This is a genomic window from Halobacillus karajensis (assembly GCF_900108515.1).
Taxonomy (GTDB): domain Bacteria; phylum Bacillota; class Bacilli; order Bacillales; family Halobacillaceae; genus Halobacillus; species Halobacillus karajensis.
Map to the genome: position 1 here is coordinate 78,386 of NZ_FNWW01000005.1, position 25,967 is coordinate 104,352.

Here is a 25,967-nt window from a genome sequence, read left to right on the forward strand (position 1 = left end):
TATGGATACATTCGAAAGAAATTTTTGGTCTCTCTACCTGGAGTTTATTGAAACTTTCCAAGAAGTAAAATATAAAGGGATTTCCATCCCTTATTTATGCCATTTTCGTAGTCTATTTACAAATAACGAGGAATTGAAGAAAAACCTTTCTACAGATGCTTTCATCCATCAACTGTCCCATAAGGTGAAAGACAAACGTTCCTTCCAGCAACGATTTACCGACTTTAAAAACTTGCATCTGAATAAACAAATGGAAAGGAAAGCGAATGGAAAAGTGGCTTTATATAATGCAGCTAATCTTCTCCGCTTTCCTACGGAAATTACAAAAAAACATTTCAAGCCGGATTGTACTTTGGTTATTCGTGATATACGGGGAAAGAGGACATCGAAGAATCCCGTAACCGCTGAAGGGCTGCCTGCGCATTACCTGAATGATTATGATGAGTCCATTGATGGTCATGTAACAGCGATTCAAAAACAAGCGGAGGGCATCATTGCCAAACATAAAAAGCATCCCTTATTTGATCACCCGACTTTTAAGGTGGCACTAAATAACCAAATCGACCGGATTGCTCATCGAATTGTTGAATCTTATAACATGATTGCAAAATTGCCGATTTCATGCATAGTTTTTTCTTCGACCCATTATTACCAGAGTAGGACACTTGCGGTGGTAGCTGCAAAACATAATATACCAACCATCTGTATGCAACACGGAATCGTAGCCAGTGAGAATGGGTATATGCCGAAAATAGCAGATGTTGATGCCGTTTACGGGTATTTTGAAGTGAATTGGTTCAAAAGCATTGGTGTATCCAGCGAGGGGGTTAAAGTGGTCGGTCATCCACGCTTTGATTTAATAAGCAAAGACCCAAAGATGACAAAGAAAGCGCTTTTCAGTAAACTCGGTCTTGATCATCAGAAGAAAACGATTTTATTAATCGTCCGTGGAAATGCGTATATGAAGTATTGGCGGAAGTTGTTAGATTCGTTAGAGAAATTCGGCTTTTATAATGTGATCATCAAAGATTTCCCTGTTCGAACGCCCCATCCCTTGACTGAAAATTATACGTTTGCTTTCTCCTCAAAAAGTTATCACCTGTACGACCTCTTGCCTCATGTGGATGTAGTAGTTGCCTATCTGTCTACGGTTGGATTAGAAGCAATGATTGCTGGAAAGCCGGTGTTTCTATTGTCGACCCCTGCTCCAACGTATTCCGGTTATTATGACCGGCTGGGACGAATGATCCAGGATGATCCGCAAGGGCTTGCTAATATCGTCCACCGATATTTTAATAATGAGGAGTTTCGTGTAAAAGTTAATTCCAAGCGAAAGAAGTTTCTCGCTTATGCTTATCCAAATGGAAAAACTTCCAGCCAGAAACTGATGGATCTTATTACTGAGATGACGAAATCTTAGGAAGGGACGTGATGGATTTCGTTCATCACGTTTTCCTTTGTCTCTTTGTTTCTAGCCCTCTCATAGTTGAGCAATAGGCGTAATCCACTAGTTCTTATGAAAAACGAAGAAAGATTGGATCTTTAGATCATATAGTGAAGCAAAGGGGTTGGAAGTGATGCTCTATTTGCCGATTGAAATTAAAACGAGGGAACTGCATGGGAAGTTGCTGCTCGCTTATCATGCGTTACTAAAAGGAAAAAACGTGATCATTGGGGAGCATAGCAAAGTGGAAGAGGCAGCACAAATTTATCCGAAGGGGATATTTTTGTGTAAAGGGTACCCGAGCGGTTATATGAAGCGAGTAGTGGTAACTGCTAAACAGGCTAACCACATGGTTGCCAATCTTGATGAAGAAGGGCTGATTTATACGGACCCCAATTTCTACTTGAAAACTAGGATGAATAGGAAATGGATGCCTTACCTCGATCATGTGTATTGCTGGGGACGGAAACAACAGCAAATGATTGAAAGGACTTATCCTGAAATGAAGGGGAAGTGCATATCATCTGGTAATCCGCGATTTGATCTACTTACTCCTAAGTATCGGGAGTTGTACAGGGAAGAATCGAATCAGATGAAGAAGACATTCGGACCTTACATATTGGTCAACACACGATTTACTTTGTTTAACACTATCAAAGGAAAAAAGGAGAAAGGTTTAACTCCTCATGCAAGGTATATCCGAGATCTTTATAATCAATTCGTTTTCATGATTAAACGAATCAGCAAGGACTTTCCTGATATTACAATTATCGTACGTCCCCATCCTGCCGAGAGAAAGGAAAGTTATAGCGAAGAATTGAGGGGTTGCAGTAATGTTCTGGTCGAGAATGAAGGGGCGGTCATTCACTGGTTAATGGGGGCAGAAGCACTTATCCATAATGGCTGTACCACGGGTATTGAAGCATACCTTCTTGAAAAGCCCGTTTTTTCCTATGAACCTATGACATCCCCCGTATACGATGTTTTCCTTACTCAGGATGTGAGCATAAGAATAAAAGATTCAGAAGATCTATCTAGTCAGCTGAGAGAAGTTTTGAAAAAGGGGGGGAGGGTGGAGATACCGGTATCTTCGGTGTTTAGAGACTACTATGTGAATGTAAAAGTGGAAGGTTATGCTTATCTGCGGATGTTAGACCCTATGGAAAAAGCAGGTCTCGAAACAAACGCTCCTGTCCGTCCGATTGCTCATCGCTATCCAAAAGACCGAAGGAAAAAAACCCGCTATCTATTCCCTTCCCTAACAGAAGGTGAAATTCAATCGTTCTTCAATAAAATCAATAAAATTGAACGAGAGAGGCTGTGTGTCCAAATGTTTCCACTGGCTGATCGGTTGTTTCTACTGACTGCGGAGGGGCGCAGATGAACACATTGGAAAAAAAATATTGGGGACTCTACATGGATTTTTTAGAATCATTCGGGGATTTGGAATATCGTGGCATCTCTGTATCGTTGTGTACTCATTTTTACAGCCTGATTCAGAGCATGCCATATCTGGAAGAATCGATCGTGGATCCCTCTTATATGGAGGAATGGAAGGATGGATCAGTTCTACAGGAACGGTTTGAAAACCATCTTCTCTTAGGTAAAAGAGGGAGCTATCGGGGAAAAGTCGTTTATTATGACAAATTGCTGCGTATCCCTTATTCCTTTTATAAAGAATTATCCCCGCTAACAGAAACGATCTTACTCAAACCGGATGTTACAAATATGAGAGGCCATCCAATCCCTGGGGGAACTTTGAGGGGGTTGAATCAATACGGGGATGCTGTAGATGGAGAGGTCAGGAAGCAGCTGAAGCGGTTCAGCAAGATCGCCGGTAACTATAAAAGCCACCCTTTGTTCGGAAAACGGCACTTCTTAAAAGAGATGAAGAAGCAAATGGCAAAAATTATTTATTTTATAGAAGCATCCGAACGTTTCCTTATGAAAGAAGAAGCTTCCCTTATTGTCCTTGGAGAGACGAACAGTATGGATACACGAGCGCTCACATTATCAGCGAGAAAAAGGGGGATCCCTTCCATCACCCTCCAGCACGGTGCTATGATATCTTCATTTGGTTACCTTCCGAAAGTAGCGGGGTACCAATGCGTTTACGGAAAGTATGAACAATCTCTTTTTGAAAAGCGGGGAGTAGATCGCAAATTTGTGCCAATGATCGGGCATCCGCGTTTTGATGAAATGAAAACAAAAGCCCCCCTCCACCCCTCGCAGCTCTATAAAAAAATAAAAGTCAGTCCCAGCCGGAAAAAGGTACTCCTCATAGACCATCATACAGATAAAACGCAGACTCATAGGATCATTAAGCTTTTATTGAAAAAAGTCCCGGATGTAGAGTTGATGATTAAAGTTCAAAAAGGGATCAGGGCTTTTGATATATATGCGAAAAATAAGCGGGTTCATCTGATAAAAGGAATCCATCTCTACGACTTGTTTGCTTATGTGGATGCGGTCATCAGTTACGAGTCGACGGTTGTATTGGAAGCCCTGTTGTCTGGAAAAAGAACGTTTGTATGGAAACTTAATCAACCGGGTTTAACGAACTATTATTCTCAGTTACCTGTGACCACTTATCAGGAGGCGGATCAGCTTGTTCATGAGTTACTCCCTTGTCTAAGCAATAGAAATCCCAGCAACGGAGATAGGATCACGGAACAGCTTTATCCTACTTTTTATATTGATTCCACGCAAAAATCGACTTTTCTACTGAAAGCGTTGATCGAATCCGTACGTGCTTAATGTGCGGGTATAGATCGACGCTTTTTATTGTAGTCGATGGAGAGCTCGGCAGTCCTTCTTTCAAGCGTTATAGGTAGGGATCTATTTTTTTCACCGAATTCTAGTTTTTGAATATATATGTAATCAGCAGCTATGAAATAGATTCCTTTATCTAGTTTATTGGGTGAAGGAACTAGATTATGACAAGAAGGAAGGGAATATGAGTGTTTTTCAAAGGAAAGAAGGTATTAGTCATAGGAGGTACGGGGACGATTGGGCGAAGTATTGTCCAGACGATCCTTCGGCAATCTCCAGAAGTTATTTGGGTTTTAAGCAGAGATGAACATAAACAGCATGAGTTACAGAATCACCTGGGGTCAAGGAATGATGTCCGTTATTTAATCGGGGATGTCAGGGATTATGATCGTGTGCATACGGCGATGCAAGGCATCGATTATGTCTTTCATCTGGCGGCAATGAAGCATGTCCCTTCCTGTGAATACAACCCATATGAAGCCGTACTCACAAATGTTCATGGAACGAATAATGTGATTCGGGCAGCTCTGGCGCAAGGTGTAAAAAAAGTAGTTTTCACAAGTACAGATAAGGCGATTTCCCCGACGAATGCTTATGGGGCGAGCAAACTAACGGCTGAGCGTCTGATCACCTCAGCTGAATATAGTAAAGGACAGGGGCAGACAGTATTTGCAAGCGTACGTTTCGGGAATGTCATGGGGTCGCGTGGATCGGTCATCCCTCTTTTTAAGAAACAGATCCTTGATCATGGGAAAATCACGGTAACGGATCGTTCTATGACCAGATTTATGATGACATTGGAACAGGCAACTTCTTTAACTATCAAGGCATTGGAGGAAGCGCAGGGTGGAGAGATTTTTGTCTTGAAAATGCCCATTGTTTCTCTTGATGATTTAGCAACTCTTGTCATTAAAGAAACATGCAGACAACTACACAAAGACCCTCAACAAATCATCATTGAAGAAATTGGCCTGCGCCCTGGTGAGAAAATGTATGAAGAACTAATGACACATGAAGAGTCATTAACGGCTTGGGAACTGCCCGATATGTATGTCATTCCATATTCTTATAAAAAAGATGTCCCCTATAAGAACGCCAGAAAAGCTACGCCTGGCATGTACAGTTCCTCGGAACTTGCCCCGATCTCTCCTGATGAATTATATCAGTTGTTAAAAAGTCAACACCTCATATAAGAATAAAGAAAGAGGAGGAAGAAGATGGACACGTTCTCCAAAAATTATTGGGGCCTATATCTAGATTTTTTAGATGATTTCAAAGGATTGATTTATAAAGGGTACCCCATTGCTTATTTATGTCATTACCGAAGTTTAATTCGGGGGAACAAGAGATTGATGGCGAATCTTGAATCCGACGCCTTTACAAAAAAATTAAAAAGTAAAGGACAGCAACCCACGGACGTCCAAGCGACATTCAATACATTCAAAGCAAACATACAGAAAAAGCAAACAAAGAGAAAGGGTGGAAAGGTCGTTCTCCATGATGTTTATGATTTGCTGCGTTTTCCAGAAAAAACACTCCATAAGCATTTCAATAAATCGACGACTCTCATCCTTGAAGAAAAAGGAAGGAAAAAAAGAAAAGAATCATTCCCGCGAGCAAAAGGGTTTACCTACCAATCTTTCTCTTTATATCGTGTTGATGCAGCAGATGCGATAAAGAAAGTTAAACGTAAAGCAAGAGACATCATTGCCTCTCACCCTGAGCATCCCATGTATATCCACAAAGAATTTCAAAAAAGATTCATGCTTCAAATTGAAAAAATTATAAACCGGATTAACGAATCAATTCAGTTGTTTCAACGAATGAGTGTCTCGGTTATTATTGTCCCTTCTACTCATTATCCTGAATCGAGAACATTGGTCATGATGGCAGCTAAATATGGCATTCCAACAGTATGTATGCAGCATGGAATCATTTCCGGAGAATTTGGCTATTTGCCTAAAATAGCAGATATAGATGCGGTTTATGGCCCATTTGAAAAGGATTGGTTTAAGGCAAAGGGAGTCAAAGCGACTGGTATGGAAATTATTGGACATCCGAGGTTTGATTTAATCAACAAGCCACCGTCGGCCAGCCGGACGAAATTGACAAAGAAATTAGGGTTGGATTCTTCCAAAAGGAACGTCTTATTAATCGTTCGTGGACAGAAAAAATACAAAGAGTGGGATCAGTTTTTGAAAAAACTTACCGTTAAACAAAAGGTCAACATCATCCTCAAAGATTTCCCTAATCATCGCAAGCATTCTCTTTTAAAAAGCCATTCTTATATACACAGCTCGATCGGACATAAGCTGTATGATCTGATTCATATGTCTGATGTCGTGGTGACCTATTTTTCAACGGTTGCACTGGAAGCCATGCTTGCTGGAAAAACGGTCTTTATTTTGGACAGTCCCTTTGGGGGGTACTCAGGCTACTTCTCAAAGATGGGTAAACTCTCACAGGAAGATCCAAAGAAATTGGCTACTCTATTCTCCGATTATATTCAGGCGAATAAGATGAAAATATATGCCGATCGAACAGTGAAAGAATTTGTTTCTTATGCTTATCCGACGAAACAGTCATCAAGCAAACGATTAATGAATTTATTGAAGAGATGGCTATGATGAACGAAATCAAGAATATAGTCATCTATTGAAAAATAAGAATGGTGAATATAAGGGAGGGGTGTGTCCGTGAATATTCTCGTAACAGGAGGCGCTGGCTTTATCGGGCGCTGGGTAGTGAAGAAATTACTGGATGATCAACACCAAGTATGGGTGTTGGATGACTTATCGAACGGAAGAATTGAAAATATTGATGAATTATTGGCTCACAAAAACTTTAGAGCCTTTATTCATGGGGATATCAAAGATGAAAAGACAGTAGAAAGCCTGTTTTATCCAGGGATCGACTTGTGTTATCACTTGGCAGCAAGTATAAACGTTCAAGATAGCATTGATGATCCAGAAACGACTTTCAACAACGATACGATCGGAACCTTTTATTTGTTGGAGCAGTGCCGTAAACATGGGGTGAAAATGGTGTTTATGAGTACGTGTATGGTCTATGATCGGGCAGAGGACGATGGAGGAATTTCTGAGAAAGATCCCGTAAAACCAGCTTCACCGTATGCTGGTGCCAAGATTGCTGCTGAAAATATGGTCTTGTCCTACTACCATGCCTATGGCCTTCCGATGACGGTCATCCGACCATTTAACACTTACGGTCCGTTTCAAAAGACGGGAGGAGAGGGCGGAGTAGTTGCTATTTTCATTAAAAATAAATTGAATGGTCTGCCGTTACAAATATACGGGGATGGCATGCAGACACGGGACCTTTTGTATGTGGAAGATTGCGCACGCTTTGTTGTTCAGGCAGGTTACCGGGATGAAGTAAACGGAGAAATTGTGAATGCGGGCCTTGGGCGGGATATAGCGATAAATGATTTGGCTGAATTGATAGCGGATGACCCAAGCCGGATTATGCATATTGAACATATACATCCGCAAAGCGAGATTCCAAAATTATTATGCGATTACAGCAAAGCAAAGCGATTATTGGGCTGGGAACCTGCCGTGACATTAGAAGAAGGAATTAAACGAACAGAGGAATGGATTGAGAGAACGAAATTAATTTAAAGGAGTACATCAGAGTGGGAGATACGTTAGCGATTTTTGGGGGAGACCCCGTTCGTGATACGCTGCTGCCTTATGGCAGACAGTCCATTGACGATCAAGATATTGAATCGGTTGTGGCCGCATTGCAGAGCGACTATATTACGACAGGACCTGAGATTGATGCCTTTGAAAAGGGCTTGGCTGATTATGTAGGGGCATCGTATGCGGTCGCTTTTTCCAACGGGACCGCAGCTTTGCATGCCGCATGCTTCGCGGCTGGTATTACCAATGGTGATGAAGTCATCACAACCCCATTAACTTTTGTCGCGAGTGCGAACTGTGTCCTTTATACGGGAGGGAAACCGGTATTTGCGGACGTCAATCCGAAAACATATAACATCGAACCCTCTTCGATTGAATCATTAATCACACCAAGAACAAAAGCGATTATCCCGGTGGATTTCACTGGCCAACCGGCGGATTATGATCAGATTAAGGCGATAGCCGATAAGTATAGGCTTGTCATCATTGAAGATGCCGCTCATGCCTTAGGAGCTGGTTATAAAGGGAAAAAAGTCGGGTCCTATAGTGATATGACCATGTTCAGCTTTCACCCTGTGAAGCATATTACCACAGGGGAAGGGGGCGTCATTACGACAAACAATAGAAAGTATTATGAGAAACTAATGATGTTTCGTACCCATGGAATCACTAGAGATCCAGCAAAACTGCTGGAGAAACGCCACCCATGGGAATATGAAATGCAATTTCTAGGGTTTAATTATCGAATGACAGATTTACAAGCTGCCCTTGGAAGCAGCCAGCTTAAAAAAATGGATTCTTTTGTGGCCAAGCGAAAAGCATATGTGAAAGCTTATAATCAATCATTCAGAAAGATGGAAAATATCCTCACACCTACCCAGCTTCCTGGAACAGATTCGTCCTATCACCTTTATGTTATCCGCTTGTCGGGTCCTCTTAAAGGGTTAAGAAAAGAGGTTTTTGAGGCGCTTCGCGCCGAAAACATCGGGGTCAATGTCCATTACATGCCTGTCCATACCCAGCCTTATTACAAAAATCGTGGCTATACAAAAGGGATGTGCCCGATCGCAGAAAAGGTTTATGAGCAAATCATCAGTCTGCCATTATTTCCGGGCATGACGGATGAGGATGCAGCAGATGTAGTGAAAGCCGTAAAAAAAGTAATGGCTTATTATGAAGCGGATGCAGGTGGAGAAGGATGAGGATCGGATTCAGAGTGGATGCTTCAACAAACGGTGGAACAGGACACGTGATGCGCTGCCTTACGCTCGCGAATGAACTTCGTACACTTGGAGCAGAGGTTTTTTTTATGTGCCGAAGACGTCCGGGAGATTTGGTTGAATTTATCCAGGAGCATGGTTATCCCGTTTACGAAATGACAGGGGCGGATCAAGTATCCTGGAGAGAAGATGCTGTCCGGGTAATACAGATATTGGACAATGTAGGATGGGTAGATTGGCTGGTTGTCGATCATTATGAGCTAGATGCGCGCTGGGAGAAGTCGATAAGCCCCCACGTCAAAAAATTGATGGTTATTGATGATCTCGCTGATCGTGCGCACGATTGTGATTTGCTGCTCGATCAAAATTTATATAAAAGAATGGAAGAAAGATATGTGGGGCTTGTACCTGAACGGACCACGCTTCTTCTAGGGCCGGCTTACACACTTTTACGGGAAGAATTTTTTCTATCTTCCCCTTCAAAGGAGGAGTGGGATGGAAAAATCAGAAGAATTCTAGTGTCCTTTGGGGGGAGCGATCCCACGAATGAAACGATGAAAGCTCTTCAGGCTGTTGAGAGGCTTAAAATTACTCCGAGGGTGGATGTGGTGATTGGGAAAAATCATCCACACAAACAAGCAATCACTCGTTTATGTGAGCGGCATGAAAAGGTGGAACTTCATATCCAGACAAGGGAAATGGCCCGGCTTATGGAACGTGCGGATTTAGCTATAGGGGCGGGAGGGAGTTCTGTGTGGGAACGGTGTTACATGGAACTTCCATCCTTAGTCATTGAAACAGCCGCCAATCAAACAGAAGTCATCTCCTCTTTACGAGAAACGGGGGCCATTTTCTATCTGGGGAAAAGTTCAGAAGTAAATGTCGGGCGGCTTTCTCAAAGTCTTGCAAGGTTAATGGATGCTCCTCAACGGATGAAGAATGCGTGGGAATCTGTGAAGGAATTGATGAAAGGTCATAAGCGTTATGAGGTTTCTAAGTTTATAATGGGGGGTGGTACAAATGGATGATTTTCACTTGCGTGACATCGAGCGCGCGGACCTGCCTGTGGTATGGAAATGGCGAAACGCGGAGCATATACGGAAGCATATGTATAAGGATCAATGGATTCCGTGGGAAGAGCATGTCACATGGTTCGAAAAGGAACAAAAAAATCCATCTTCTTATGCAAAGTTATTTATCCACAAAGACCGTCCTCTTGGAGTTGTACGGTTCACGAATGTAGACTTTGAACACGGGACTTGTGAATGGGGGTTCTATATTGGGGATCAAGAGGCTCCAAGAGGGGCAGGGACCATCATGGGAGTGTTAGCCCTGAATTTTATTTTCGATACGGTAGGCATGAGAAAAATTTGTGCAGAAGTTCTGGACGTTAATGTAACGAGCCTCCGTTATCATGAGAAACTCGGTTTTGTGCAGGAAGGGCGGTTGATGGAACAACTAAGACGCGGGGGAAATCTTATAGATGTTATTCCAATGGCGCTGTTTAAAGAAGTGTGGGAAAAGAGACGTGAGATTTTAAAAAGGAGGAAGCTTAATGGAGATCCATATCGGTGAACAGCGAATCGGTCCTGACCATCCTCCATTCATCATTGCGGAAATGTCAGGGAATCACAATCACTCCCTTGATCGTGCTCTGGAAATTGTGGAGAAGGCAGCATCAGCTGGTGCTCATGCCCTGAAAGTCCAGACATATACAGCAGATACGATGACTCTCAATCATAAAGGGGACGAATTTCAAATCAGAGATGGAGAAAGTCTTTGGAAAGGAAAGAGTCTCTACGAACTTTATCAGGAAGCTTACACCCCCTGGGAGTGGCATGCAAAAATCTTTGACCGATGCCGTGAGTTGGGGATGATTGGATTTAGTACACCGTTTGATGAATCATCGGTCGACTTTTTAGAAAGCCTGCACGTTCCCATGTATAAAATTGCCTCCTTTGAAAATACAGATTTGCCTTTAATACGGAAAGTGGCGAAGACAGGTAAGCCTGTCATCATCTCGACAGGAATGGCGACGGCGGGTGAAATTGCTGAGATGGCAGAAGCTTTCGAATCAGCCGGAGGAAAGGAGCTTATCCTGCTGAAATGCACAAGCAGTTATCCGGCTACACCGGAGAACTCGAATATAGCTACCATCCCTCATCTGAAAGATTTGTTTTCGTGCCAGGTTGGTTTGTCCGATCATACCCTTGGCACAGGTGTGGCGGTGGCAAGTGTGGCCCTCGGTGCAACGGTTGTGGAGAAACACTTTACCCTAGCGCGTAAAGATGGAGGCGTAGATGCACAATTTTCGCTAGAGCCGGAGGAAATGAGAGCACTAGTCGAAGAAACCAAACGGGCATGGCAGGCACTCGGAAAGGTGAATTATGGCCCAACCACCAGTGAAAAATCATCAGGGAAGTACCGGCGGTCTTTATATATTACAAAAGACTTAAAGGCAGGAGAAACATTGACGGAAGACAATTTCCGCGCAATCCGGCCCGGATATGGATTACCCCCTAAGTATTATGAAGTACTTTTAGGAAAAAAAGTGAATGCCGATATAAAACGAGGGACTCCCATGTCTTGGGATCTTATTGGTTAGTATAGGAGGTGAGCCGATGAAAGTCATAGCTATTGTTCAGGCACGAATGGGTTCGACAAGGCTTCCGGGAAAGGTTTTAAAACAAGTAAATGGGAAACCTTTATTGGAGTACCAGATTGAAAGAATGAAAAGATCGAAGAGGATTGACCAACTTGTGATCAGCACATCGAAGAGGTCCTTGGATGACCCGATCATTGATTTGTGTCGGGATTTGGACGTTGATACCTTCCGTGGGTCGGAGCGGGATGTTTTAGGGAGGTTCTATGAAACGTGTGCGTACTATAAGGCAGACGCTGTTGTCAGGCTGACAGCAGATTGTCCATTAATCGATCCGGCTGTCATCGATAAAGTCATCCAATACTTCTTAAATCATTATCCCCGCTACATGTATGTTTCCAACACAAGAAAACGCTCCTACCCAAGAGGGATGGACACAGAAGTGTTCACATATGAAGTCCTCAAGGATGCCTACATGAATGCTAACTCTCCCCATGATCTTGAACACGTGACCCCTTTTATTGTGAATCGGATCGGAGCCTTGGGGATAGCCCAGGTTTCGCACCATTCCGATGAAAGTCACCACCGTTGGACGGTTGATACGCCAGAGGATTTTCAATTTGTCTCGAAGGTTCTTAAGCACCTGTACCCAAAAAGTCCAGCGTTTACTTTCGAAGATACATTGAAGATCTTGGAAAGGAATCCCGATTGGTTGGAGATTAATCGCCAAGTCAAGCAGAAAGGGGATCCTTAATCCGCTTAAAAGAAAGGGATGTGAAGGAGATGAGTTTAAAAAGGGTGGATGGTTGTGGCAGTTCCAAGAGGGTTTAGTGCCTTAGAAAGTTCTGCAGAGATAGTGAATATTCCCTTGGCGATGTGCTGTGACTGGCAAGGTTTTACCTACACAAAGAGCGGGTGGCATTATTTTGGTGAGATGCTGAGAGAGTATAAAGTGAAACCTAAAATCAATTACCGAGATTCTATTTTAAAGAAGTATTATGACAATTATCAGCCAAAGTCCACGTTTGAATGTTTCTTATGTGAAGAAGAGTATGATCCTCTTCGGCATTCTACCCCATGGGTGCCGCTTCCATGGGAAAGCTCCTTTCAAGTAAGTCTTTCAGATAATCAGCATTTCGGTCCCAATTCCAATACTTTCATTAGAAAAGAGTTTGTGCGAACCATTTCGCTTTATCACAGGTTGGAAGCTCAAGGATATCAGCCACAGAAAAATAAAGATGGATATATCCGTGGGCATTTCTTAAAAAAGGGGAAGAATTATCGATTCAAAGTTTCCGCGGGGCAGCATAGAATGGCGGTATTAGGAGTGATCGGTCAAAAAGATCTCAATGTTAAAATCCAGCCGTATTGGAAAAGAATTATCGATATTCGGCACATTCATCATTGGGAGCATGTCAAAAATGGGACTTATAGTGAAAAGGCAGCTAGAAAAATATTTAACTTCTATTTTGAAACAACAGGAATAGAAAAAGCTGAAAAATACGGGTTGCTTTAAGGAGGGAGAAATCTGGGATATGACAATACCAACAGGGGTGGAGGCTTTGGATAGTACTTCTCCAACGGTTATGGTCCCTTTAGATAAATGTGTGGATTGGCAAGGGTTCACCTATACGGCAAAAGGTTGGCACTATTTGTGTGAGACAATCAAAGAATATAGAAAGAAACCGAAAATCACTTATCGACACTCGATTCTCTATCAATACTATTCTCTTTACCAACCAAAATCGATGTTTGAATGTCTGATGTGTGAAGATGCTTATGATCCGGTGAATAGTGATGGACCCTGGGTGCCTTTACCGTGGGGGATGGGACATCGGCGTGTCCCTGAAGAAGGCAATCAACATTATGGACCTAATACCAAAACATTCATTAGAAAAGAGTTTAAGAGATTGGTTCATATTTACGAAAAATTAAAAGAAGAAGGTTATCAGCCTACTCACCATCATGATGGGTTCATAAAAGGTCATTTCCTTAAGAAGGGAAGGGATTACCGTTTTTTAATTACGGGAGGTCAGCACCGCATCGCTGCTTTAGCCATGTTAGGGTATGAATCTATTCTGGCGAGAATTCCACCCCGAAGAAAGAGAGTGATCGATCTAGAGGACATGATGGGGTGGGACCAAGTCGTGAACGGGAATTACCCACCAGAAGTGGCCACACATGTATTTCATATGTACTTTGATTTGAATGGAAGGGAAAAAGCATCCTTATATGGGTTGGCAGACATGGACGAAAAGAAATATTTTCTTAGGGGGAATCGGTTCGTGTATCAGGATATTTGGGTGAAAGGGAAACTTGTCAAGAAAGGTCAAAGGGAGTGTGCAAACAGGTATGAAAAGGTTAAAGAAAAAATGAAGGAATGGGATGATCGGTTTACCGTTCTTGACCTCGGAGCTAACAATGGCTATTTTTCTTATCGAATAGCGGAGGATTTCCAAGTTCCAGTGACAATGATTGAAGCGAAAAAAGAAGCCCGGAAAATTTATGATAGGAATGAAAATCCTCACGTAACGCTCATAAACCGACGGGTGGATGTAAAAGAATTGAAGGAACTTTGTGAAAAACAGAAATTTGGTGTAGTTCTCGCTTTGAGTGTCCTGCACCATTTCGATAACTATGAGGAGGTTATCGATGTACTATTTGCTCATTCCAAACATTTATTTATTGAATCTTCGGCACTGGAAGAGGCAGAAGGTGGATGTAGAGATCATACGGTGGAAGGAATCCATAAGCTTTTACAAGCTAAAAAACCTGAGACTTTGACGTATACAGATAATATCAGGGGACTTGGAAAGCGCCCCCTTATGTATTTTAATAATCAGATAGGATAATGACTCCCCTTTACTGGATACTTTTCCGGATAAAGGGGTTTTGCCTCTCATCATATTTTCACACCTCTGTTTTATACTTGGAACAACGAAGGTAGATCTTTCGAGAAGGAATGGAGGGAATCAATGATTATACAGCCTTTAATTTTGATCCGGGCAGCCGCCATTGCAGTCGGTCTGGTGGTTTTTGGGGTTTTGCAGAATGACCATAGGAAAAAAGGATAGAAAGTTTTTTATCACTTATAATGACTTGGGTTCTTACTTTTATTGCAGCAAAGCTTGTGACTAGGTGGGATCTTCTATTCGATTATCCTTTATCCATACTTTCCTACCCGGGCGGGACGAGAGAGTTGTATATTGCGACGATTGCAACGGTCGTGTTTGAATGGCGCAAAAGGGATAAGCACAGTCATTTTGTGGATTCATCCTTCCTTATTTTTGTAACAAGCCTTTTAGGATTTGCGCTTTTAAGGCAGCTTATACTGGATCAGGGCCATTTGGTGGATATGCTTTTTGCTTTTGTATTATTTCTGCTGGTTGTATTAGTGAAGTGGGGCGTTGGGAATATTGCGATTGCTTCCTCTGTCGGGGTATTACTCGGCTTGGTTTACCGATCGCCAGAGCTTATGGGATACAGAATTGATGTATGGTTTTACATAATCATCAGTCTCCTTGTCTGGACATACATATGGTTAGGAAGCCAGAAGCTAAAGGATAATCGTAAGGGATGCTAAAAACACGGAAACCTCTCTTAGTGGGACGAACGGTCTCGTTACTTGTGAAGCGGAATGGGTACCTCAAGCACTCTTCCCCCACAGGAATCACTATTCCAATCAGGTAGTGTAGGCTCTAATCGTAAAGTTGGAGAGCTTCCTTTCTACTTTCAAAATGAAAAGTCATACCAGTGTTTAACGATTTGATTTAAAAGGAGGGAAGATGATGGGGAGTGATGTAACGGTTTGGCTCGCATTTGGTGCGGGGATTATTTCATTCTTATCCCCATGTACGCTGCCATTATTTCCTGCCTATTTATCTTATATTACAGGAATGAGTGTCAAAGAAATCAAAGAGGACCGACGTTTGAAGGTGAAGAGGAGAGTTTTGGTTCATTCCGTATTGTTTCTGCTTGGTGTTTCTTCTATATTTCTTGGCTTAGGAGTGGGAGCCTCGTATTTAGGGAATACGCTTCAACGTTTTTTAGCCGGCGAGACAGGGGTATTGCTTCAGCGAATGGCGGGTGTCTTTATTATATTGATGGGGCTTTTCGTCGCTGGCTGGTTGAAGATAGAGTGGTTGATGAAGACGAGACGGATAAATAGGAAACCAAAATCTTCTCTTAGTTCTCTAGGCACCTTTTTTGCCGGGGTAGGATTTGCGGCAGGTTGGACCCCTTGTATCGGTCCGGTTTTTGCATCGATATTGTTGCTGGCTGCCAGTAACCCAGCGCAAGGGACCTTATATACGATCGTTTATGTGATTGGTTTCGCTCTTCCGTTTCTCGTGTTCTCCTTCTTTATTGGATCGACGAGGGCGATTTTGAAATATAGTGATCGAATTCTGAAAATAGGAGGAGTGGCGATGGTAATCGTCGGTGTTTTCCTATATACCGGTTATATGACCAGAATTTCGACTATGCTACTGAATTTGGTACAGGATACGTGGTTATCCAATCTTGGAGTCCTACTTTAATAAAAAAGGAGCAGAAGGATGAAAAAATGGGGGATTATACTAATCATGGCTGTGCTGTTTGGCTGGGCCGCCTATGATTTTGTTTCTAAAGAAAAGGGGCAGATCCAGGAACAGGTAACAGAAAATGGGGAGATGGCTGCAGAAAACTCAGCTACGGAAAAAGCAGCGGTGGGCTTGGAAAAAGGACAACAAGCCCCTGACTTCACCTTACAAACGTTAAGTGGCGAGGAAACATCGTTATCGGATTATCGTGGGAAGAAAGTGATGATCAATTTCTGGGCAACGTGGTGCCCGCCATGTCGTGCTGAAATGCCGGATATGCAAAAGTTTTCGGAAAAGGAAGATATCCAGATCCTTGCTGTTAATCTCACTGAAACAGAGTCCAGTGTGAAGGGTGTCCAAGACTTTGCGGACGAGTTTGGATTAACCTTCCCAATCTTGCTAGATAAAGATGATTCTGTTGCCAATAAGTATGAAATAAATCCGGTACCGACATCTATATTTGTCAACGAAGAAGGGAAAATCAGTTCAGTTATGCTAGGAGTCATGAATTACGATAGGATGGTACAAAGGCTGGAAGAAATGTAAGGGTGATCTTATAAGAAGACTAATTGTAAAAGATGACCGGAAAATAAAAAGAATGTCGAAAGTTATGGGAGTCATATCGAAGTAGAGACGATCGGAACCAGTCCTTTTTTGTTTGTTTGCCAGTTAAAGCGTAGACGTTTATCGTCTGCGCTTTTTGTCTTGGAAAATAATAGGAAGAAACACTTATAAATAGCAATGAAGCTTATACGCATAAATAAAGCCCCAGCATTATGCTGAGGCCCTGCCACCTATCCCTATACAAACCTTCGTCTCTTTTGGATCATTTTATCTTTAATTAAGATGGCTCAAATTAAAGATACCATAAAAAGTCATGAAAGTTAACCATTTTTTGAAAAATCATCCTCTGAGATGAAGGCCCGATTCAACTTTTCTCGACCATTTTTTTATCGAATGTTTGTGAAATCATGACCGGATTCCCGACAACGTGCAATAGGTATAATCCTTTGTCCAGTGCTTTAGCTTATAGTATAGTTAGGATGAGCTTGATTATTCTGAAAATATAAACGCAGGGAGAAAGGGGTGCGCCAAATGACTCAACAAACATTTTTGTATCAGCCAAAAATATCGGAGGTACTTAAAAATATGAGGAAAGTCATGATTGGGAAGGAAGAACCAGCCATGTTAAGTCTTGTTGCTTTGCTGGCAAAAGGTCATGTGCTTTTGGAGGATGTGCCGGGTGTCGGAAAGACGATGCTTGTCAAAACACTGGCCAGATCCTTGGATTGTGATTTCAAACGAATTCAATTCACACCAGATCTGCTTCCTTCTGACGTGACGGGTGTATCTATATATAATCCGAAAAATATGGAATTTGAGTTTCGTCCAGGTCCGATCCTCGGGCATATTGTATTAGCAGATGAAATTAACCGCACTTCACCGAAAACCCAGTCGGCATTACTGGAAGGAATGGAGGAGGCGAGTATTACTGTGGATGGAAATACCGTTCCGCTCCCTGATCCTTTCTTCGTAATGGCGACACAAAACCCAATTGAATATGAAGGGACGTACCCATTACCCGAAGCGCAACTCGATCGTTTTCTAATCAAAATGAAGATGGGCTATCCCACAGCGAAACAGGAAATGGAAATGCTGGCACGGTCATCGAACAGACATCCCATTGAGGATATTGCAGCCGTGCTTACCCGTGATGATCTTGTCAGCCTGCAAAGTGAGGTAGCGGATGTATATGTGGACAGAACCGTCCATCGATATATCATTGATCTCGTCACAGGGACAAGAGAACAGGGGGGAGTATTTCTCGGAGTCAGTCCGCGTGGTTCGATTGCTTTAATGAAAGCAGCGAAAGCTTATGCATTCATTCATGATCGTGATTATGTCGTCCCTGACGATGTGCAATATTTGGCTCCTTTTGTACTTGCTCACCGGATGATTCTAACCTCTGAGGCAAGGTTTGAAGGGGAGACGGCGGAATCCATGATCGAACATCTTCTATCAGCCACTTCCATCCCTGTTAAGAGGAATATCAGTGAATGAGAAACATGTTAGGCTTCATTGTTAAAAGTCTGATCGTAGCGTTTTTATTCGCTGTCTTATTTGCATATGCGATGTTTCAAGGTGGTTTTGTCAGCTGGTTTCTCTTTTACGCCTTTTTACCTTTTCTTCTATATATGGCTGCTTTGCTCATATATCCAGTGCACGACTGGAAAGTGGAGAGAAGGTTATCGAAGCGGATGGCGGTAGGAGGGGAAACGATTGAGGTCGAAGTGACACTTAAGCGCAGACTCCCTTTTCCTATTTATTATTGTGTAATAGAAGAACATTTACCGCACTCTTTGAAGAAAGTGGACAAGCACTTAGAGAAATACAAGGATATGGAAGAAACCGATCATTATTATAAACCACGCAAGGTAAAACGTGTGGTGTTTCCTTGGTTCAACAAGGCCATCACTTATCGTTATCAGCTTGATCAGGTCCCTCGCGGAGAACATGTACTTAAAACTTTCCGGATTAAAACCGGAGATTTCTTCAGTTTCGTGAAAAAGGAGCATATCTATCAACATGAAAGTAAACTGCTCGTATTTCCCTATGTGCGCCCCGTAAAGATGAAAGACAGAGTGAACAGCTTTGAAAAAGGAGCAAGCCCGTCTTTCAAATGGAATGAAAAGAATACAAACATCGTGACAGGTGTACGTGAGTATATGCCTGGTGATCGTTTTGCCTGGGTAGATTGGAAAACAACAGCGAAGAAGAATGAGATGATGACCAAGGAGTTTGAACAAGAGAAAAGTGTGGATATGATGCTGATATTGAATGGAGTCTATCATCCGGACGGGAGCTCTTTGAGCTTTGAGGGAGCGGTCGAATTCACGGCTTCTATGTTAAAAGAATACCACAAGTATTCCTCCCCCCTTTCGTTTATGTCACTTGGAGACGAAAGAAAGTATTATCCTTTTCGACCAGATCACACCTATCAACAGAAAATACAAGAACACCTGGCACGAATCCGCCATACCGGTAAGATTCCCTTTGCCCAACAGCTGGACCGGGAAAAATCCTTAATTCCAAGCGGAATCCTGCTCATGATCGTCAGCCACTATTTAGATAAGGACCTTCAAAACGAGATAAGTAAATGGATGAAACGTAGCAAACGTATCGTCTTTTTTTATGTTTGCCCTCATAATCAGCTATCATTTCAGGATCACCAAGCTATAAAGCAATTGAAAAGCGAGGGAATCGTTGTCAACATATTAAGTGAAGATCAATTGACACAACAACAATTTGAGGTGAACACGTAATGGAAGAGCGACAATTGTTCATCTATAAACTCGTTCTCTATGTCACTGGTTTTCTATTATTCTGTGAATGGTTGAGGCCTTTGGAGACGATCTCCCACACAGAGGACGTCAAGATATTTTTCATTTATGCGGTGTTTTGCTTTTTTGTTTCCTTTTTGCAGGTTCCATGGTATGTATCGATTCCACTAAAAGGAATGGCCCTCGCGTTCATCATGGATGGTTTATATATCGCAGAAAGAATTTTTTCAGGGGCCTGGTTTTCGGTCTTCTATGAACAAATTATTTTTAACACCCAAATGATTCAATTTCAGGAATGGTGGCAGATGACACCATTGTTTCGAAGTTTGCTCTTTTTAATTCTCTTATGGCTGATGAGTTATTTGCTTTACTACTGGTTCGTCATTGCGCGTCGGATGTTCTTTTTTGTGCTGTTAACCTTGATTTATGTGACTGTCGTCGATACGTTTACTGTCTTTGATGGCAAATGGTCGATTATAAGGACATTTGTAATCGGGATGATAGCGCTCGGCTTATCCAGCTTTGCTAGAGAGATGGATAAAGAGTCGATTCCTTTCAAAGGGTTGCACAAAGCCAGGGTATGGACCATCCCTCTCATTGCCGTCATTCTTTTATCTTCGGCAGCTGCCTATGCCTCCCCGAAGTTCGATCCGCAATGGCCGGATCCTGTCCCCTATCTAGAAAGTGCCGCGGGTGGAGCAGGACCGGGTGGAAGTAGGAATGGAACCGTGCAAAAAGTAGGATATGGGGAGGATGACAGTCGTTTAGGCGGTTCGTTTATCCAAGATGACACCCCTGTTTTTGAAGCGGTCGCGGATGGTGAACGCTATTGGAGAATTGAATCAAAGGATACCTATACAGGAAAAGGGTGGGAGGATACGCTCGATGAATCTGTGACAAATATGGATCCGGAAAATATTACATTTGAAACTTTTTCTGAAGAGGTGGAAGTGGAAGAACAAACCGCTTTCATTACAATGGAAAGACAAGCTTCATTTAAGAAATTAGTTTACCCATATGGGCTTTCATCCCTGGTAAGGTTCCCATCTGATTATGAGCTTCTTGTCCATGTTCATACAGGGGAAATGGATACAGTTAAAGGCGGATCTCCGGCTAAACTAGGGGAGTTTGTTGCTAACTATGAATTCCCTTCTTTTGAATACAATCAACTGAGGGAGGCGGGGGATGATGATCCTCAAGAAATTCGCGATCGTTATTTGCAACTGCCGGAAAGTCTTCCGAATAGAGTGAGGAATCTGGCCAGTCAGATTGTCGGCGAGGAAGATAATCGCTACGACCGGGTGAAAGCAGTAGAGTCATATTTTTCATCCAACGGATTTGAATACTCAACGACAGATGTCCCCGTTCCGGACGAAAATGATGATTATGTGGATCAATTTCTATTTGAATCTCAGCTCGGTTATTGTGACAACTTCTCTACTTCCATGGTAATTCTGCTGCGCTCTGAAGGGATCCCTGCCCGCTGGGTTAAGGGATTTACGGGAGGTGAACGAATCGATACCCGTGAGTTTAATGATAATGTGCAGAATGTGTATCAGGTGACGAGTGGCAACGCCCATTCTTGGGTAGAAGTGTATTTTCCTGAAGTAGGGTGGGTACCATTTGAGCCGACAAAAGGGTTTACGAACACTACAGATTTCTATACAGATGTTGATACACAAGATAGCGAAGATTCTGCTGCTACTCCTGAAGATGGGGAGATATCTGAGGACAACTTAGGAAATCCTCAACAAATGGATGGGGAGGAACAGAGTTCAGACCAAGCAGGAGCTGGTTCTTCAGATCAACATAATACGTGGATAGTGGTGTTGTCCGTTGGATTTCTCATAATAGCCGTGATTCTTTTCGTTACCAGATATCGCTGGATGTCTATGTTCTTGATTCGTAAGTATCGTAAGAATAGTGATGAACAAACTTATGAAAAAGCCTATTTATATCTTTTGAAAGTCCTGGACTATAAGGGATTTAAGCGTAAGCCTGAACAGACTTTACGGGATTTTGCGAGAACCGTGGATCAGCATTATCAGTCTAACGATATGCGCCGACTGACGGATGATTATGAACGGGTGGTTTATGGGAATGAATCACAAAGGACACAGTGGCCGAAAGTCACAGAATTATGGGAAGATTTAATCAAAAAGACATTGTCTTGATTCCTTGTCACGCGGTTGATAGAATGAATGAAAATTATTAGATGCATTCTTCCTTCGTATATCCTCGGGAATATGGTCCGAGAGTCTCTACCGGGGCACCGTAAAAGCCCTGACTATGGAGGTGGGAATCACGTGACATGTATGGACACACATGGATGGATTTCTGCCTTCGTTGTTTAATGAAAACGGTGGATCTCCATCCATTTTTTATTGTCTAGGAAAAAAATAGAGGAGCGCCCTTATTGAAGGGGCCGTATCATCAAGTTGCAGCTTTTTTGCTCTTGAATAAGGGAAGTTTACAACAAGTAGTTAAGTTTGATAAACAAGGAGTGGACCAAATGGAACAAGTACAAGGCATGATCCTCGTTCTGGACTTCGGGAGCCAGTACAACCAATTGATCACACGGCGGATCCGTGAATTCGGTGTATATAGTGAGCTTCACTCACACAAGATGAGCATCGAGGAAATTAAAGCAATGAACCCAAGCGGCATTATTTTATCGGGTGGACCGAACAGTGTTTATGGAGAAGACAGCTTCCGTTGTGATGAGCAGATTTTTGAATTGGGCATTCCGGTTCTCGGAATCTGCTATGGTATGCAGCTGATGACCCACCATTTTAAAGGGAAAGTCGAACGTGCGAAACAGCGGGAATATGGAAAAGCTGATATCCACATCGACGAAGATCCGGTCATTTTTGCTAAGACTCCTCGTGAACAGACGGTTTGGATGAGTCACAGCGATAAAGTTATTGAAGCTCCTGAAGGATTTAAGGTCGATGCGACAAGTCCTTCTTGCCCGGTAGCGGCGATCAGCAATGATGAGACGCAAATGTACGGGGTACAGTTCCATCCGGAAGTCCGTCACTCCGAGTACGGGAATGACATTCTACGCAGCTTTGTGTTCGATGTTTGTGAAGCGACAGATGATTGGACTATGGAACACGTAGTCGAGATGGAAGTGGAGAAAATCCGTGAAAAAGTTGGAGACCGCAAAGTGCTATGTGCATTAAGCGGAGGTGTCGATTCTTCTGTCGTGGCCGCACTGATCCATCGAGCTATCGGAGATCAGCTGACATGTATTTTTGTGGACCATGGTCTACTTCGTAAAAATGAAGCCGATGATGTGATGCGTACACTGGGGGATGGTTTTAATATGAACATCATTAAAATCGATGCCAAGGATCGTTTCATGAGTAAGCTTGAAGGTGTTTCCGACCCAGAGAAGAAGCGGAAGATTATCGGCAATGAATTTATATATGTATTTGATGATGAAGCAGAGAAATTAAAAGATATTGACTTCCTCGCTCAAGGAACGCTGTACACGGATATCATCGAAAGTGGAACGGAAACAGCCCAGACTATTAAATCCCATCATAATGTAGGTGGCCTTCCTGAAGATATGGAGTTTGATTTGATTGAACCGTTAAACACATTGTTCAAAGATGAGGTTCGGGCTCTAGGTACAGAACTGGGTGTACCTGAACACATCGTTTGGCGCCAGCCTTTCCCGGGACCGGGGCTTGCCATTCGAGTGCTTGGCGAAGTGACAGAAGAAAAGCTAGAAATCGTCCGCGAATCGGACGCGGTTCTTCGGGATGAAATTAAAAAAGCTGGACTCGACCGTGACATCTGGCAATACTTTACGGTGCTGCCGGATATTCGCTCCGTCGGTGTTATGGGGGATGAACGTACCTATGACTACACGATCGGCATACGAGCGGTCACATCGATTGATGGCATGACATCCGACTGGGCCCGTATTCCGTGGGATGTGTTGGAGAAAATCTCTACACGTATTGTGAATGAAGTTGATCATATTAACCGAGTCGTTTATGATGTGACAAGCAAGCCGCCAGCAACGATTGAATGGGAATAATCGAACGTTAGATGTTTTTTTGGAAATAATGTTCGGTTTTAATGTTGACGAAAGGTGTCGGACCTTGTAAGATAAAGATAAATTCATAATGCAACACCGCCGTATAATTTTGGGAATAGGGCCCATGAGTTTCTACCAGACTGCCGTAAATTAGTCTGACTACGTTGGTGAATAGATGATGGGAGACCTTTATAGGCTATCCTATCGTCCGTTTCCTTCGTATAGATGTAGACACTCTTGGAGCTTCCAAGAGTGTCTTTTTTAATGGTGCCAGGTACAGAAAAAGAAAGCTCCAACCTGGTACCGATGTTATCACCTCCGTATCAGGTACGGAAAAACGACTGGGGTGTATAAGGTACGAAAAAAAGAAAAGAATGTACCGTGTACAGAATGGATAGAGATAGGGGAGGAAATGGTAATGAGTAAATTTTTTAGGTTCAAAGAATTTGGTACATCGTACCGCAGAGAATTCATAGCGGGACTTACTACATTCCTGGCAATGGCATACATTTTGTTCGTTAACCCTTCAACGTTAGCATTGGATGGGGTTGAGCAGCTTCCTGAAGGTGTCACACGTATCGATAAAGGGGCAGTATTTACATCTACTGCCATCGCTGCAGCAGTCGGGACCCTTATTATGGGGGTATTTGCAAAGTATCCGATCGCCTTGGCACCTGGGATGGGATTAAATGCCTTCTTTGCTTACACAGTTGTCTTAGGTTTCGGTATTCCTTGGGAAACGGCGCTCGCAGGCGTATTGGCTTCTGGACTTATTTTTATTGTATTAACTGTAACCGGCCTGCGTACGTTGATCATTGACGCTATCCCGCCGAATTTGAAACTGGCGGTCGGTGCGGGAATTGGTTTGTATATCGCATTCATTGGTTTTCAAAATTCGGGTATTGTTCAAAATAGTGATGCAACATTAGTGCAGCTTGGCGATCTGACAGCAGGTCCAACTATGCTGGCGATTTTCGGTATTATAGTTAGTGTCATTCTGATGGCTATGGGGCTAAAAGGGGGTATATTTTACGGAATGGTTCTCACTTCCATTGCTGGAATGGTGACAGGGTTGATCGCACCACCGTCTGGAATGGGAGATGTCATTGGCTCAGTTCCTAGTGTAGCCCCTACGTTCGGCGCAGCTTTCACTCATTTTGGGGATATTTTCACTATTGAAATGCTTGTCGTTATTTTAACGTTTTTATTTGTTGATTTCTTTGATACAGCAGGAACGCTTGTGGCGGTAGCGACACAGGCAGGGTTTATGAAAGAAAACAAATTGCCGCGAGCCAATCGTGCCTTGTTCTCTGACTCTGCTGCGACTGTGGTCGGGGCTGTTGTGGGGACATCTACGACGACTTCCTATATTGAGTCTACTGCGGGTGTTGGCGCAGGAGGACGTACAGGATTCACGTCTGTTGTCACTGCTGGATTCTTTATTTTGGCCCTTTTCTTCTCGCCATTATTATCTGTGGTCACTGCAGAAGTGACTGCGCCGGCGTTAATCATCGTGGGGGTTTTAATGGCGTCCACATTGAAAAATATTGACTGGGATCAGTTTGAAATTGCCGTACCTGCGTTCTTTACGATTGCTGCTATGCCGATGACGTACAGTATCGCAACAGGGATTGCTATGGGCTTCATTTTCTATCCGATTACCATGATTTTAAAAGGGCGGAGTAAAGAAATTCACCCGATTATGTACTTCTTGTTTGTCATCTTCGTTCTGTATTTTATCTTCCTTGCATAAAAGGTACCGGTCACATCGAGGACTGAACTATAGAGAGAAAACAGCAGAAATGTATCAGCCTTCCGTGCTAACAAAAAGAACCGGCAGTTTGTAAAGAAACTGCCGGTTTTATTCATCTTCAAGGTGGCGGATGGTAATCGGACGCTGACGGGTTGAATCGGAAATATACCGATGCATCTGAACAATGAGCAGTCCGTGTTTATACGTAGCTTCCACTTTGTCATGTCGTACAGGAAAGGGGAGTTCGATGCTGCGTTCGAAAGCACCATCAGCAATTTCTGATTTAATTTGGTGACCGCCGCGGTGATTGATTTCTATTTTCCCTGTCAGCGTTAATGTGGAATGGTCGACAAGGACATCCACGTTTTTGGGATGGTTCATTCCAGGGATATTGACAAAGCAGAGCAGCTCATTATCATATTGATACAAATTAATCGCAGGGATGGCAGGTTTCATGATTCCTTCGAAATCCCCCCAGAAATCTTGGCCAAAGAAGCGTTCGAGATTGTTTTTCCAATCATTAAATTGATTCATATATATCA

At 42.8% G+C, this 25,967-nt stretch carries 22 protein-coding genes and 2 riboswitches; of the genes, 21 read left to right on the forward strand and 1 reads right to left on the reverse strand.

Annotated features, from left to right (window positions below):
• Position 1 precedes the first annotated feature (1 nt).
• From BLW54_RS11505 to BLW54_RS11605, 21 genes are all read left to right on the forward strand, one after another.
• Complete coding sequence (locus BLW54_RS11505; RefSeq protein WP_074734779.1) at positions 2 to 1,420, forward strand: CDP-glycerol glycerophosphotransferase family protein; 1,419 nt, start codon at positions 2 to 4, stop codon at positions 1,418 to 1,420.
• A gap of 157 nt (positions 1,421 to 1,577) precedes the next feature.
• Positions 1,578 to 2,828, forward strand: a complete 1,251-nt coding sequence (locus BLW54_RS11510) for a surface carbohydrate biosynthesis protein (protein ID WP_035508276.1) — start codon at positions 1,578 to 1,580, stop codon at positions 2,826 to 2,828.
• Positions 2,825 to 4,201 (forward strand): capsular polysaccharide export protein, LipB/KpsS family, encoded by a 1,377-nt coding sequence (locus BLW54_RS11515; RefSeq protein WP_035508279.1) that lies wholly within the window; start codon positions 2,825 to 2,827, stop codon positions 4,199 to 4,201. The genes BLW54_RS11510 and BLW54_RS11515 overlap by 4 nt, the downstream gene beginning before the upstream one ends.
• A 203-nt stretch (positions 4,202 to 4,404) precedes the next feature.
• Positions 4,405 to 5,409 (forward strand): UDP-N-acetylglucosamine 4,6-dehydratase family protein, encoded by a 1,005-nt coding sequence (locus BLW54_RS11520; RefSeq protein WP_035508281.1) that lies wholly within the window; start codon positions 4,405 to 4,407, stop codon positions 5,407 to 5,409.
• Positions 5,410 to 5,433: 24 nt separating this feature from the next.
• The gene (locus BLW54_RS11525; protein ID WP_074734781.1) at positions 5,434 to 6,843 is read left to right on the forward strand and encodes a glycosyltransferase family protein; all 1,410 of its coding nucleotides are present in this window, start codon (positions 5,434 to 5,436) and stop codon (positions 6,841 to 6,843) included.
• Positions 6,844 to 6,912: 69 nt separating this feature from the next.
• A complete protein-coding gene (locus BLW54_RS11530) occupies positions 6,913 to 7,857 on the forward strand; it encodes a dTDP-glucose 4,6-dehydratase (protein WP_074734783.1) in 945 nt (314 codons plus the stop codon).
• A 14-nt stretch (positions 7,858 to 7,871) separates the two neighbouring features.
• Positions 7,872 to 9,080, forward strand: a complete 1,209-nt coding sequence (gene pseC, locus BLW54_RS11535; protein WP_074734785.1) for a UDP-4-amino-4,6-dideoxy-N-acetyl-beta-L-altrosamine transaminase — start codon at positions 7,872 to 7,874, stop codon at positions 9,078 to 9,080.
• On the forward strand, positions 9,077 to 10,126 hold the full coding sequence (gene pseG / locus BLW54_RS11540; protein WP_074734787.1) for a UDP-2,4-diacetamido-2,4,6-trideoxy-beta-L-altropyranose hydrolase: 1,050 nt from the start codon (positions 9,077 to 9,079) through the stop codon (positions 10,124 to 10,126). Before pseC ends, pseG begins: the two co-directional genes overlap by 4 nt.
• Positions 10,119 to 10,673: a UDP-4-amino-4,6-dideoxy-N-acetyl-beta-L-altrosamine N-acetyltransferase gene (pseH, locus tag BLW54_RS11545; protein WP_083391528.1), complete on the forward strand. Its 555-nt coding sequence runs from the start codon at positions 10,119 to 10,121 to the stop codon at positions 10,671 to 10,673. Before pseG ends, pseH begins: the two co-directional genes overlap by 8 nt.
• Complete coding sequence (pseI, locus tag BLW54_RS11550; RefSeq protein ID WP_074734791.1) at positions 10,654 to 11,703, forward strand: pseudaminic acid synthase; 1,050 nt, start codon at positions 10,654 to 10,656, stop codon at positions 11,701 to 11,703. The genes pseH and pseI overlap by 20 nt, the downstream gene beginning before the upstream one ends.
• 16 nt (positions 11,704 to 11,719) lie before the next feature.
• Positions 11,720 to 12,454, forward strand: a complete 735-nt coding sequence (locus tag BLW54_RS11555) for a cytidylyltransferase domain-containing protein (RefSeq protein ID WP_074734793.1) — start codon at positions 11,720 to 11,722, stop codon at positions 12,452 to 12,454.
• 54 nt (positions 12,455 to 12,508) lie between these two features.
• Complete coding sequence (locus BLW54_RS11560; RefSeq protein ID WP_139254177.1) at positions 12,509 to 13,216, forward strand: hypothetical protein; 708 nt, start codon at positions 12,509 to 12,511, stop codon at positions 13,214 to 13,216.
• A 19-nt stretch (positions 13,217 to 13,235) separates the two neighbouring features.
• Positions 13,236 to 14,552, forward strand: a complete 1,317-nt coding sequence (locus BLW54_RS11565) for a methyltransferase domain-containing protein (RefSeq protein ID WP_074734797.1) — start codon at positions 13,236 to 13,238, stop codon at positions 14,550 to 14,552.
• Between the two features lie 278 nt (positions 14,553 to 14,830).
• Positions 14,831 to 15,283 (forward strand): hypothetical protein, encoded by a 453-nt coding sequence (locus tag BLW54_RS11570; RefSeq protein ID WP_139254179.1) that lies wholly within the window; start codon positions 14,831 to 14,833, stop codon positions 15,281 to 15,283.
• A 205-nt stretch (positions 15,284 to 15,488) separates the two neighbouring features.
• Entirely contained in the window at positions 15,489 to 16,238 is a 750-nt protein-coding gene (locus BLW54_RS11575) for a cytochrome c biogenesis CcdA family protein (protein ID WP_035508302.1), read from the forward strand.
• An 18-nt stretch (positions 16,239 to 16,256) separates the two neighbouring features.
• Positions 16,257 to 16,826 carry a redoxin domain-containing protein gene (locus tag BLW54_RS11580; protein WP_074734801.1) on the forward strand — a complete coding sequence of 190 codons (570 nt, stop codon included), beginning with the start codon at positions 16,257 to 16,259 and terminating at the stop codon, positions 16,824 to 16,826.
• 549 nt (positions 16,827 to 17,375) lie between these two features.
• On the forward strand, positions 17,376 to 18,341 hold the full coding sequence (locus BLW54_RS11585) for an AAA family ATPase (RefSeq protein WP_035508306.1): 966 nt from the start codon (positions 17,376 to 17,378) through the stop codon (positions 18,339 to 18,341).
• Positions 18,338 to 19,603 (forward strand): DUF58 domain-containing protein, encoded by a 1,266-nt coding sequence (locus tag BLW54_RS11590; protein ID WP_074734803.1) that lies wholly within the window; start codon positions 18,338 to 18,340, stop codon positions 19,601 to 19,603. Before BLW54_RS11585 ends, BLW54_RS11590 begins: the two co-directional genes overlap by 4 nt.
• On the forward strand, positions 19,603 to 21,795 hold the full coding sequence (locus tag BLW54_RS11595; protein WP_074734805.1) for a transglutaminase TgpA family protein: 2,193 nt from the start codon (positions 19,603 to 19,605) through the stop codon (positions 21,793 to 21,795). Before BLW54_RS11590 ends, BLW54_RS11595 begins: the two co-directional genes overlap by 1 nt.
• Positions 21,796 to 21,829: 34 nt before the next feature.
• Positions 21,830 to 21,931: riboswitch (purine riboswitch) on the forward strand.
• Positions 21,932 to 22,133: 202 nt separating this feature from the next.
• Positions 22,134 to 23,672, forward strand: coding sequence for a glutamine-hydrolyzing GMP synthase (gene guaA / locus BLW54_RS11600; protein ID WP_074735064.1), 1,539 nt, complete (start codon positions 22,134 to 22,136; stop codon positions 23,670 to 23,672).
• Positions 23,673 to 23,751: 79 nt separating this feature from the next.
• Positions 23,752 to 23,854: riboswitch (purine riboswitch) on the forward strand.
• Between the two features lie 236 nt (positions 23,855 to 24,090).
• Entirely contained in the window at positions 24,091 to 25,425 is a 1,335-nt protein-coding gene (locus tag BLW54_RS11605) for an NCS2 family permease (RefSeq protein ID WP_035508314.1), read from the forward strand.
• Positions 25,426 to 25,533: 108 nt separating this feature from the next.
• Here the strand turns inward: BLW54_RS11605 and BLW54_RS11610 are convergent, their stop codons facing one another.
• On the reverse strand, positions 25,534 to 25,959 hold the full coding sequence (locus BLW54_RS11610) for an Hsp20/alpha crystallin family protein (RefSeq protein ID WP_074734808.1): 426 nt from the start codon (positions 25,957 to 25,959) through the stop codon (positions 25,534 to 25,536).
• Positions 25,960 to 25,967 lie beyond the last annotated feature (8 nt).

What these genes read in the sequence shown, in the direction of transcription:
- BLW54_RS11505 (WP_074734779.1), top strand. Translation starts at nt 2, where the DNA reads ATGGATACATTCGAAAGAAATTTTTGGTCTCTCTACCTGGAGTTTATT.
- BLW54_RS11510 (WP_035508276.1), top strand. Translation starts at nt 1,578, where the DNA reads ATGCTCTATTTGCCGATTGAAATTAAAACGAGGGAACTGCATGGGAAG.
- BLW54_RS11515 (WP_035508279.1), top strand. Translation starts at nt 2,825, where the DNA reads ATGAACACATTGGAAAAAAAATATTGGGGACTCTACATGGATTTTTTA.
- BLW54_RS11525 (WP_074734781.1), top strand. Translation starts at nt 5,434, where the DNA reads ATGGACACGTTCTCCAAAAATTATTGGGGCCTATATCTAGATTTTTTA.
- pseG (WP_074734787.1), top strand. Translation starts at nt 9,077, where the DNA reads ATGAGGATCGGATTCAGAGTGGATGCTTCAACAAACGGTGGAACAGGA.
- pseH (WP_083391528.1), top strand. Translation starts at nt 10,119, where the DNA reads ATGGATGATTTTCACTTGCGTGACATCGAGCGCGCGGACCTGCCTGTG.
- pseI (WP_074734791.1), top strand. Translation starts at nt 10,654, where the DNA reads ATGGAGATCCATATCGGTGAACAGCGAATCGGTCCTGACCATCCTCCA.
- BLW54_RS11555 (WP_074734793.1), top strand. Translation starts at nt 11,720, where the DNA reads ATGAAAGTCATAGCTATTGTTCAGGCACGAATGGGTTCGACAAGGCTT.
- BLW54_RS11565 (WP_074734797.1), top strand. Translation starts at nt 13,236, where the DNA reads ATGACAATACCAACAGGGGTGGAGGCTTTGGATAGTACTTCTCCAACG.
- BLW54_RS11575 (WP_035508302.1), top strand. Translation starts at nt 15,489, where the DNA reads ATGGGGAGTGATGTAACGGTTTGGCTCGCATTTGGTGCGGGGATTATT.
- BLW54_RS11580 (WP_074734801.1), top strand. Translation starts at nt 16,257, where the DNA reads ATGAAAAAATGGGGGATTATACTAATCATGGCTGTGCTGTTTGGCTGG.
- BLW54_RS11585 (WP_035508306.1), top strand. Translation starts at nt 17,376, where the DNA reads ATGACTCAACAAACATTTTTGTATCAGCCAAAAATATCGGAGGTACTT.
- BLW54_RS11590 (WP_074734803.1), top strand. Translation starts at nt 18,338, where the DNA reads ATGAGAAACATGTTAGGCTTCATTGTTAAAAGTCTGATCGTAGCGTTT.
- BLW54_RS11595 (WP_074734805.1), top strand. Translation starts at nt 19,603, where the DNA reads ATGGAAGAGCGACAATTGTTCATCTATAAACTCGTTCTCTATGTCACT.
- guaA (WP_074735064.1), top strand. Translation starts at nt 22,134, where the DNA reads ATGGAACAAGTACAAGGCATGATCCTCGTTCTGGACTTCGGGAGCCAG.
- BLW54_RS11605 (WP_035508314.1), top strand. Translation starts at nt 24,091, where the DNA reads ATGAGTAAATTTTTTAGGTTCAAAGAATTTGGTACATCGTACCGCAGA.
- BLW54_RS11610 (WP_074734808.1), bottom strand. Translation starts at nt 25,959, where the DNA reads ATGAATCAATTTAATGATTGGAAAAACAATCTCGAACGCTTCTTTGGC.